General features: G+C 60.7%; 9 protein-coding genes. 5 read left to right on the top strand and 4 right to left on the bottom strand.

Features of this window, described 5'->3' with window-relative positions; translation table 11 throughout:
- Positions 1-1,427 (top strand): ABC transporter ATP-binding protein (locus C2134_RS22095; protein WP_103318691.1); only part of this gene is annotated, 1,427 nt, incomplete at its 5' end.
- 59 nt (positions 1,428-1,486) lie between these two features.
- Here C2134_RS22095 and C2134_RS06935 read toward each other — a convergent pair.
- Both C2134_RS06935 and C2134_RS06930 read right to left on the bottom strand, forming a co-directional pair.
- Positions 1,487-1,861 carry a hypothetical protein gene (locus C2134_RS06935; protein WP_103318689.1) on the bottom strand — a complete coding sequence of 125 codons (375 nt, stop codon included), beginning with the start codon at positions 1,859-1,861 and terminating at the stop codon, positions 1,487-1,489.
- Positions 1,862-1,948: 87 nt separating this feature from the next.
- On the bottom strand, positions 1,949-2,848 hold the full coding sequence (locus tag C2134_RS06930) for a LysR family transcriptional regulator (protein ID WP_103318688.1): 900 nt from the start codon (positions 2,846-2,848) through the stop codon (positions 1,949-1,951).
- Positions 2,849-2,938: 90 nt separating this feature from the next.
- Between C2134_RS06930 and C2134_RS06925 the strand changes: the two genes are divergently transcribed.
- Positions 2,939-3,388, top strand: a complete 450-nt coding sequence (locus C2134_RS06925; RefSeq protein ID WP_103318686.1) for a multidrug/biocide efflux PACE transporter — start codon at positions 2,939-2,941, stop codon at positions 3,386-3,388.
- Between the two features lie 3 nt (positions 3,389-3,391).
- A complete protein-coding gene (locus C2134_RS06920; RefSeq protein ID WP_103318684.1) occupies positions 3,392-3,724 on the top strand; it encodes an SMR family transporter in 333 nt (110 codons plus the stop codon).
- An 11-nt stretch (positions 3,725-3,735) separates the two neighbouring features.
- On the opposite strand, the gene C2134_RS06915 is transcribed toward C2134_RS06920, so the two are convergent.
- Positions 3,736-5,343: a TolC family outer membrane protein gene (locus C2134_RS06915; RefSeq protein WP_103318682.1), complete on the bottom strand. Its 1,608-nt coding sequence runs from the start codon at positions 5,341-5,343 to the stop codon at positions 3,736-3,738.
- 104 nt (positions 5,344-5,447) lie between these two features.
- Here C2134_RS06915 and C2134_RS06910 point away from each other — a divergent pair, with 104 nt between their 5' ends.
- Positions 5,448-6,155 carry a transglutaminase-like cysteine peptidase gene (locus C2134_RS06910; protein ID WP_103318680.1) on the top strand — a complete coding sequence of 236 codons (708 nt, stop codon included), beginning with the start codon at positions 5,448-5,450 and terminating at the stop codon, positions 6,153-6,155.
- A gap of 91 nt (positions 6,156-6,246) precedes the next feature.
- Entirely contained in the window at positions 6,247-8,085 is a 1,839-nt protein-coding gene (locus C2134_RS06905; RefSeq protein ID WP_233196377.1) for a bifunctional diguanylate cyclase/phosphodiesterase, read from the top strand.
- A gap of 222 nt (positions 8,086-8,307) precedes the next feature.
- Here the strand turns inward: C2134_RS06905 and C2134_RS06900 are convergent.
- The coding region (locus tag C2134_RS06900; RefSeq protein WP_146042107.1) for a type I secretion C-terminal target domain-containing protein at positions 8,308-9,240 on the bottom strand (933 nt) is incomplete at its 5' end.

The following is a 9,240-nucleotide window of genomic DNA, read 5'->3' as shown; positions in this document are numbered from 1 at the left end:
TGCGCGGCAAGGACATCGCGATGATCTTCCAGGAGCCGATGAGCTCCTTGAACCCGGTGTTCAGCGTGGGCGAGCAGATCGTCGAGACGCTGACGCTGCACGCCGGCTTGTCGCGAAGCGCGGCGTGGAAGCGCGCGGTGGAGCTGCTGCGCGAAGTGGGGCTGCCGGAGCCGGAGAAGCGGATCAAGGCCTATCCGCACGAATTGTCCGGCGGCCAGCAGCAGCGGGTGATGATCGCCATCGCCATCGCCTGCGAACCGAAGCTGCTGATCGCCGACGAGCCGACCACCGCGCTCGATGTCACGATTCAAAAGCAGATCCTGCAGCTGATCGCCGATCTGCAAAAGAAGCACGGCATGTCGGTGCTGTTCATCACCCATGATTTGGGGGTGGTGGGCGAGTTCGCCGATGAAGTGATTGTGATGCGCCACGGCGTGATCCGCGAGCAGGGCACGGTGAAGCAGATCTTCGAAGACCCGCAGGACGCCTACACCAAGGCGCTGCTGTCGTGCCGGCCGCACCTGGACCGCCGCCCGACCCGGCTGGCGGTGATCGACGACTTCCTCAAGCCGGAACCGTATGTCGAGCCGCCGCACCGAGAGCGCGGCTACGCCGACGGCGACGAGATCGTGCTGGACGTGCAGGGTTTGTGCAAAAGCTTCGACATCCGCGAAGGCCTGTTCGGCAAGCGCCAGTTCCACGCGGTGAAGGACGTCTCGTTCCAACTGGCGCGCGGCAAAACCCTGGGCATCGTCGGCGAATCCGGCTCCGGCAAGACCACGGTGGGGCTGACCTTGGTGCGGCTGCACCAGGCTACCGGCGGCAAGGCGCTGTTCCACGGCAAAGACCTGATCGGGATGAGCGCCAAGGAGTTTCACGCCTACAAGAAGCGCATCCAGATCATCTTCCAGAATCCGTACGCGTCGCTGAACCCGCGCTTCACCGTCGAGCAGATTCTAACCGAGCCGATGCTGCTGCACGGCATCGGCCAGGACGCCGGGCAACGCCGCCGCCTGGCGCAAGACCTGCTGGACAAGGTGGGCCTGCCGGCCGGCGCCTTAGCCAAGTATCCGCACGAGTTCTCCGGCGGCCAGCGCCAGCGCATCGCCATCGCGCGCTGCCTGACGCTGAAGCCGGAAGTGCTGATCTGCGATGAATCGGTGTCGGCGCTGGATGTGTCGGTGCAGGCGCAGGTGCTGAACCTGCTGCAGGACCTGCAGGACGAGTTCAAGCTGTCCTATCTGTTCATCTCGCACGATCTGGCGGTGGTGAAGCACATCTCCGACCAGGTGCTGGTGATGAATAAAGGCCAGGTGGTGGAGCAGGCGGACGCCGATGTGATCTACCGCGCGCCGCAGGACAGCTACACCAAGAAGCTGCTGGGCGCGATCCCGCAAGGCTGGAGCGCGGCGGCGGTGCCGGCCTAGCGCGAGAGCCGGCTCCGATCCAGACCAACCGGCCCTGCGGGGCCGGTTTTGTTTGCGCCTCAGCTGTCGGCGAAATCCATGACCATGCCCCATGCCGTTTGCTGGCCCACGCTATAGCTCACTTTGGCATGGCCATCGCCATCGGTTACCCCTAGCAGGCCGCTGTCATTGGACTGACCTATGGTTAGCTGATAGAAGCCATCGCCGCCGTAGTCGTAGTCTGGGCCGTCGGCGAAAATCACCCCCATCATGTACTCGTTGCCCGGACCGCTCCAGTCCACGCTAAGCTGGATGGATTTGTCCGGCGCCAGCGAGTAGAGCTTTGGCAGTGGTTGATTGTTCAGCAGCAGCACTTGGTCGTCCCAATTGGGATCGCCTTCGATATAGACGTGGCGGCTGGAGTGATTTTTTACTGTCACGACGGGATGGCTCATATCGCTCTCCTGCGGTTGGGGCCTGATGGTGGTCCGGCCCGGGAAGCATAGGAAAACTTATTTGGATCAGCGGCTTGGACTGATCTTTTAGTCAGTATTGATTGGTGGGTGCGTAGAAGGGACGGAGCCCGTGCCAGCCAGCTGTTCCAGCAGCCATCCTGCTGCCGCGCCCAGCGGCCGGCGCGCCGCCCATACCAGATCAACCGGCATGCGCTTGGGCCAGCCGGCTACGTCCAATTGCTTCAATTCGCCGCCGCCAAAGCTTTTGACCAGCCAGCATGGCAGTTCTGCCCAACCCACCCCCAGGCGCGCCATGTCCAGCAGCATCAGGTAGCTGGGCGCATACCATTGGCGCTGGCCGCAGCGCGGCGGCGTTTTGTCGCCATAGGTATTGAGCCGCAGCTGGCGATGCTGGCGCAGCTGCGTTTCGTCGATGGCGCTCTGCGTGGCCAGCGGATGGCGGTGGGCGGCGAATAGCGCCAGCTCGCTGGAGTCGCGCTGGCGCCGATGGGCGATGTCGGGCGGATAGCGTTCCATGGCGCCCACCAGGCCCAATTGGGCGCGGCCGGATAAAATCAGGTCCAGCACGTCTTCCTGTTCGCCGACCAGGCACTCCAGTTCCAGCAGCGGATAACGCGCTTCTAGCCGGCTGGCCACGTTTTCCAGCGTGTGGGACTGGAAGGTGTCGGACAGCACCAGGGTGAGTCGGGTTTCCACGCCGGCGCTCAACTGCGCCGCCTGTTGCTGCATGGCCTGGCTGGCGGACATGATTTGGCGCGCCTGCGGTAGCAGCAATTGGCCGGCAGGCGTCAGGCTGGGTTGACGGGCGGTTCGGTCGAACAGGCTGCTGCCCAGGTCGATTTCCAGGTTGGCGATGGCCTCGCTGATGGTGGACTGGCTTTTGCCCAGCCGGCGCGCGGCGGCGGAGAAGGAGCCGAGGTCGGCGGCGTACACGAAGGCGGTGAGCGCGTCGAGCGAGATAGACATATCGGTATTTCCGATTAATGATATTTTTATTGTATCCGATTTCCCAATCATAATCGCGTGGATTGCACTTTTTGCTGATGAGAGACGTCTATGAACGCGACAGATAAAAAACTGGGCGAACGGGTATTGCATGCCGTGTTGTATGAGGCCTGCGCGATGGCCTTGCTGGTGCCGCTGGCCTCATTGCTAATGAACGAAAGCGTGCTGCACATGGGGGTGCTGGCGCTGATGATGTCTACTGTGGCCATGTTGTGGAATATGCTGTTCAACGCTTTATTCGACCGTTTTGAGCGCGCCAGGGGCCTGAAGCGCACGGTGGCGGTGCGTTGCGTGCACGCTTTGCTGTTTGAGGGCGGCTTGGTGGTGATGCTGGTGCCCTTGGCCGCCTGGTGGCTGAATGTGAGCTACTGGCAGGCGTTCTTGCTGGATTTGGGCTTCTTCGCGTTTTTCCTGCCTTACACCTATGTATTCAACTGGCTGTATGACCATCTGCGCGCCCGGCTCATCGAGCGGCGCGCGCTGGCGGCGGCCATGGAGTAATCAATGAAAGTATGGTTGTTTCTGATGGGGGCCATCCTGTCCGAGGTGGTGGCCACCTCGGCGCTGAAGGCGTCGGATGGTTTTTCCCGGCTGTGGCCGTCGCTGCTGACCGCTGGCGGCTATATGGTGGCTTTCTACCTGTTGTCGCAGACGCTGCGGCACATCCCGGTGGGCATCGCCTATGCCTTGTGGTCCGGCATCGGCATCGTGCTGATCTCGCTGATCGCCTGGCTGCTATACGGCCAGAAGCTGGACCTGCCGGCAATTGTCGGCATGGGGCTGATCATCGCCGGCGTCGCGGTGATCAATCTGTTTTCCAACAGCGCGGCGCATTGAGCCTGCCGCGTTCACGGCGCCTGGCGGATGATGACGCGCGGCGCCGTGTCCGTCTGGGCGGGCGCGTTGTCATTGTTTTTGCGGGTCGCGTCCTGCGCGGGAGCGGCGTCCTGCCATCCCGGCTTTTTGCCTGCCGATTTATCCGGCTGCTGCGCTTGATCCGAACTGATTGTGGCCGGCATGCGAATGCTTGAGCTGGAGGGCGGATCGAAGATCAGTTTCCCGGGTATGGCGTTGACGTCAATCGGCGCCGGCGTCTGCAAGCCGCCGCCGCATTCCTGCCTGCTCATATGTTGCAGCAAATCCTTGTCGGCGTCGTCATCCATGGCCTTCAGCTGAAGTGCGTCGAGCAGCGCGCCGGAATAGGCCAACACCGATGCCTGGGCGACGGAGAGCTGGATTTGCGCGTTGATGTAGTCGCGGCGCGCGCTGAACAGCTCGTTCTCGCTATCCAGCACATCCAGCAGCGTGCGCTGGCCGATGTCGAATTGCTTGCGATAGGCATTCCGCGCTTTTTCCGTGGACAGCTGGTGCTGCAATAGCGGAGATAGCTGCGAGCGGTAGCGCACCAGCGTCGCATAGGATTGCTCGAGATTCTGCCGCAGGTTGCGGCAGGCCAGCTCGGTCTGATCCAGCGCCGAATTGTATTTTTCCGATGCCGATGCCAGCTGGGCGCGGTCCGCGCCGCCACGGAACAGGTTGATGCCGAAAATGATGGCGACCGAAGCTTGGTGGGTGGTGCCCAGATAGCCATCGTAATTCTCGGTGGGCGCTTTGCTCAGCTGCAGCGATACGGTAGGAGAAAAAGCGCCTCGGCGCACATTGACTTCGGCATGGGCCGCGTCGAGCGAGGCCAGGGCCCCCAGAAAGGCCGGGCTGTGCCCGATGGCTTGCTGCATCAGTTGCTGAGGCGGCGGCAGCGCGCCATCCAGGCTGGGCAAGTCCGCCATGTCCTCCTGCGGCAAGGGGCCTATCAACCGCGCCAGGCGCGAGGTGGCGGTCAGCAGATTGGTGTTGTCGACAATCAGGTTGGATTCGGCCTCGGCCATCCGCCCATTGGCCTGTTCCAGGTCCACCCGCCGCCCCACGCCTGACTGAACCCGTTGCAGAATCTGGCCGAGAATGCCCTTGTGCAAGGCATAGTTATCCTTGGCGATCTGTACGAATTGCCGGTACATCAACACATCGGCGTAGGCTTGAGTGGTTTGCAGCGCGATGCTTTCCGAAGTTTGCAGAAAGTCGAAATAGCGGGCCAGGCTGCCATAGCCTTGCTCTTTGACCTGGTTATAGGTTTGCAGGCCGCTGAACAGGCTTTGATTGAGGTTTGCGGTCCAGCCCTTGGTTGTGTAGTGCTGCGAGGCGACGGTATTGGGCGGATAGTCGAAGACTTGCCGGTTTCTTTCGTAGTTTAGGTCGACCGTTGGGTAGTAGTTCGCTTTCGCGGCGCGCACATCGTCTTCAGATGATCTGAAGTCATGCAGTTTGGACAGCACTTCCGGGTTGTTCAATACCGCCAGGCCCACCGCTTCCCGCAGGGTGTAAGCTTGGCAGGCGCCAGGCCAAGCGGCAGCCGCGGTCATTGCCAGCGATAGACTGATGATGCGCGTTGTCTGGTTCATCGGTCACTGCCCCTAGATTATGCAACTGCCGCAAATGCATTTTTTTTGCGTCCGACTATCCTTCTAAAGGAATAGTAGACGATTCCCTTTCTGGAGGAGGACAGATGGCATCGGTCGACGTCCTGACTCCTCCGGCCCCTGCGCGGTCCTTCAAATTTTCCAGAGTGATTGCTTGGCTCAGATGCCTGTCTCTGGCTTGCTGTTTGCTGGCCCAGCCTTTGCTGTCCGCCAGCACCCTTCCTTCGGAACAAACTGTCGCCCGCTATGGGCCCAAGGCGCAACGGCTGTTTCATCAATGGCAGTCTTTGCTGCAGTCTTTGGCCAATCATCCGGATGCCGAGGCGTTGAAAAACATCAATGTGTTTTTTAACCGGCGCATTCAGTACGCCGAAAACGAATCTGTATGGAATCAGGCCGATTATTGGGCGACGCCATTGGAAACCTTCGGCAAGGGCGCGGGGGACTGCAAAAGCTTCGTCATTAATAAATACGTGTCTTTTCGTCTATTGGGCATCGCGCCGCAAAAGCTGCGTTTGGTGTATGTCAAAGCCCAGATAGGCGGAGGAGCCAGCCACCTTACCCAGGCGCATATGGTGTTGGCTTATTACCCGACGCCTACTGCCGAACCGCTGATTCTGGATAATTTGATCGACAGCATAGAGCCGGCTTCGCGGCGTCCGGATTTGATTCCGGTGTTCAGTTTCAACATGGAAAATATCGTCGTGGGCGGAGTCAGCAGCAATGAGGTTGATCGTCTTGGACGGTGGAAGCAGTTGTTGACTAAATTGAAAGCGGAAGGCTTTGAATTTTGAGGCAATGCCCGTGAGCAGAAAAAAATTATCATTGATCCAGCGCTTATCCGTATTGATCGGATTAATTGTGCTGCTATCGATTGGGGGCGCTTTGATAGCCAATTTGCTGCATGCCCGCAGTTATCTGGAGCAGCAGCTGAATGCGCAGAGCGTCGATACCGCGCATGGCTTGGCGCTGATGCTGACGCAATATCATGCCGATCCGGTCATGGCGCAAACCTTGCTGAACTCCAGTTTCGATCAAGGGCATTTTTCCCTGATCCGCTGGGAGGGCGTGGACCGCAAAGCGCTGGTCAATCTGGCGTCGCCTCAGCCCGAAAGCGATGTGCCGGGCTGGTTTCGCGGGCTTTTGCCGCTGGAGCCTTCTCCCGGCACGGCCCAGGTGTCCAATGGCTGGATGCAGGCCGGCCGGATCATCGTGCAATCGCAGCCCAACTACGCCTACCTTTCGTTGTGGCGCGGCGCGCTGCATACGGTGTACTGGTTGTGCGCAATCGGGATCGTCGCGGCCTTGATTGGCGCGTTGGACATTCGTCAGATGAAGCGGCAGCTCGCCAGCGTGGTGCGACAGGCACAGGCCATCAGCGAAAGGCGCTTTCACAAGATTCCCATCCCCGGCATTCCGGATTTGGCGGAAGTGGCCTTGGCGATGAATCATATGGTGGACCGGCTGCAGCGCTATCTGGATGGTTTGCGCGACGAGTTGGATCTGATGCGGCAGAAAGTCCTGACCGACAACTCGACGGGCTTGCCCAATCGGGAAGCATTTGAATTGCGCCTGGGCGGGCTTTTGAAAGAAGAGGAAGACCCGGTGCGCGGCTTTCTGTTCTTGGTCAGGGTGGCCAATCTGATGGAGCTGAACCAGAGGCTGGGCGGTAGCAAGACCGATGCCTTGCTCAAGCGTCTTGCGGACGATCTGTCGCAGCGCTGCCAGCCCCATCCCGGCTGGATGGCCACCCGCTTGCGCGGCGCCGATTTCGCGATGTTGTGCCCGGAGATCGATAGCCGCGAGGCATGCAAGTTGGCCGATGAGCTATGCGCTTGCTGGGGCCGTTATCAGAGCATGGATCTGATAGACCGTCCCGGCGTGGCCAATTTGGCGATTGTGCCGTTCCATAGCGGAGATGGCCGTCATCAGTTGTTGACTCAGGCCAATCAGACGCTTTCCCTGGCCGAGGCGAAGGGGGGCAATGCTTGGGAAATGGATAGCCGCGCCGGCGCCGCGCCGGATGGCCTGCTGGATTTCAACTGGCAAAGCTTGTTTGACAGCATCCATGACGACCATGCCCTGCGCTTGCGCTGGTATCCGGTTTGTCTTGCCGATGGATCCGTTGCCTGGCAGGAGGGCATGTTGTATCGGGTCCAGACCGAGCAGTTGCCGCAGATGAGCGCGATGAGGCTGGTGGCGCATGCCTTGCGTCTGGGGCGTAGCGCGGCATTGGATCTCAAAACGCTTGAGCTGGCCCTGCGCGAGGGGCCGGACGGGCGGTTGGCCATCAATGTTTCCCCCGCCTCCTTGAACGCGGCTGATTTTTTGCCCCAGGCGCAGCAGTTGCTGGGCAGGCATCCCAAACGCAGGATTCACTTCGAATTTGATGAGGCCGGTCTGGCAGACAATTGGCAGGCATTTGTCGCGTTTGCCCGCGGCGTCAGAGTGGCTGGCCATCGAGTCGCAGTGGAAATCCAGGGGCATAATATGGAGCTGGTCGCGCGGCTGCATGAGGCCGGAATCGATTATCTGGTTCTTGATCACTCGCTGACCCACAATATCCACCAGGATCAGGGGCGAGAGGCCCTGTTGCGCGGCATGCTGCGCATGGCAAGCCTGATGGTGGTGGAGTTGGAGGCAAAAGGCGTGGCTTCGCCGCAGGACAAAGCGTCCTTGATCGAGATCGGCGTCCAGCTATTGACGGGGCCTGCGGTAAAGTAACGGTCATCAACGATTCGCCAGCTTTGGGCAGAGGGGGCGCTTGAGCGCCCCCGCTGCGTTTTCAGCCGGCTCTAGGGGTTGTTGACGTTTGGTGGGCTGTCGCGCCGGGATGCGTTTTGCGCCGAATCGAGGCGTTTCGCGCGCCGCATAGTCATTCTCTGCCAGCGCGGAACAACGAAGAGTCGGCGCAAACGCGATCCACTCACCAAACGTCAACAGCCCCTAGTCCGTGTGCAACTGGCCGCTGCCCAGCAGCTTTTGAATGATGGCCTGGTCGCTCAGCAGCGTGCTGCCCGAATGCGTCAGGTCCACGCCCTGCAACACGATCTGTGCCGTGTCGGATGTCGGGCTATTGGCGTTGATGGCCCCATTTTCGCTGACATGCACCACCGTGCTGACCGTGCCATTGTTATTGACGGTGCTGAAATGCAGATAGTTGGCCAGATTGCCTATGGAGGATGGGTCCGCGCCATTGTGGCTGTCGCCTATTAATAGATCCCGCAAGTCCAGCACGTCAGCCGGCGCGCCGGTTTGCGTGGTCCCGGTATTGAATTGCTGGATGGTTTCCACAGTAGGCGCGCCCGCATGACCGTTGAACGAGGCCACGAACTTGAAGGTTTCCACGCCGGCGATCGCCGCCACCGCGCTGCCGTGCGCGGCAAAGACCTGCATCTCGCTGACCGTGCTGCTGTGGCCATAGCCGTCTGTCGCCGTGGTGGTGACGGTCACATCCGGCGCATTGGCCGGTGTGGCGATGGAGAGCTCGACATTTCCCTGGGCATAAGCGGCGGTCACCGAGGCGGTCGAGCCGGTGATGCTGCCATCGCTATGCACGGCCAAGGTGGTGCTGGCGCCGGCTTCGCTGACGACGATGCTGGCGTAACCCTGATTGGCCAGGCTGCTAGCATCGAGCCCCACCGTAGCCTGCTCTTGATGGTTGCTGCCCGGCTCGCCCAGCGTGATTTGTGGCGTCTCTGACGGGGTGTAGCTGCCCGAGACATTTAGCGAAACATTACCCGTGCCATCCGTTACGGTAGCCGCCACGGTGGCCGCTTCGCTTGCGCTCCCAAGCGGCAGATAGACCACGCCGTTCTGGTAGGCGTAAACCGTGCCGCTGCCATCGACCAGCTGGCCGTTGGCGTTCAGCGCCAGCTG

The sequence above is a fragment of the Chromobacterium sinusclupearum genome (assembly GCF_002902845.1).
Classification (GTDB): domain Bacteria; phylum Pseudomonadota; class Gammaproteobacteria; order Burkholderiales; family Chromobacteriaceae; genus Chromobacterium; species Chromobacterium sinusclupearum.
Note: the sequence above shows the minus strand (reverse complement) of the source record. Positions and strands in the feature narration are given on the sequence as shown.

What these genes read in the sequence shown, in the direction of transcription:
- C2134_RS06935 (WP_103318689.1), bottom strand. Translation starts at nt 1,861, where the DNA reads ATGAGCCATCCCGTCGTGACAGTAAAAAATCACTCCAGCCGCCACGTC.
- C2134_RS06930 (WP_103318688.1), bottom strand. Translation starts at nt 2,848, where the DNA reads ATGTCTATCTCGCTCGACGCGCTCACCGCCTTCGTGTACGCCGCCGAC.
- C2134_RS06925 (WP_103318686.1), top strand. Translation starts at nt 2,939, where the DNA reads ATGAACGCGACAGATAAAAAACTGGGCGAACGGGTATTGCATGCCGTG.
- C2134_RS06920 (WP_103318684.1), top strand. Translation starts at nt 3,392, where the DNA reads ATGAAAGTATGGTTGTTTCTGATGGGGGCCATCCTGTCCGAGGTGGTG.
- C2134_RS06915 (WP_103318682.1), bottom strand. Translation starts at nt 5,343, where the DNA reads ATGAACCAGACAACGCGCATCATCAGTCTATCGCTGGCAATGACCGCG.
- C2134_RS06910 (WP_103318680.1), top strand. Translation starts at nt 5,448, where the DNA reads ATGGCATCGGTCGACGTCCTGACTCCTCCGGCCCCTGCGCGGTCCTTC.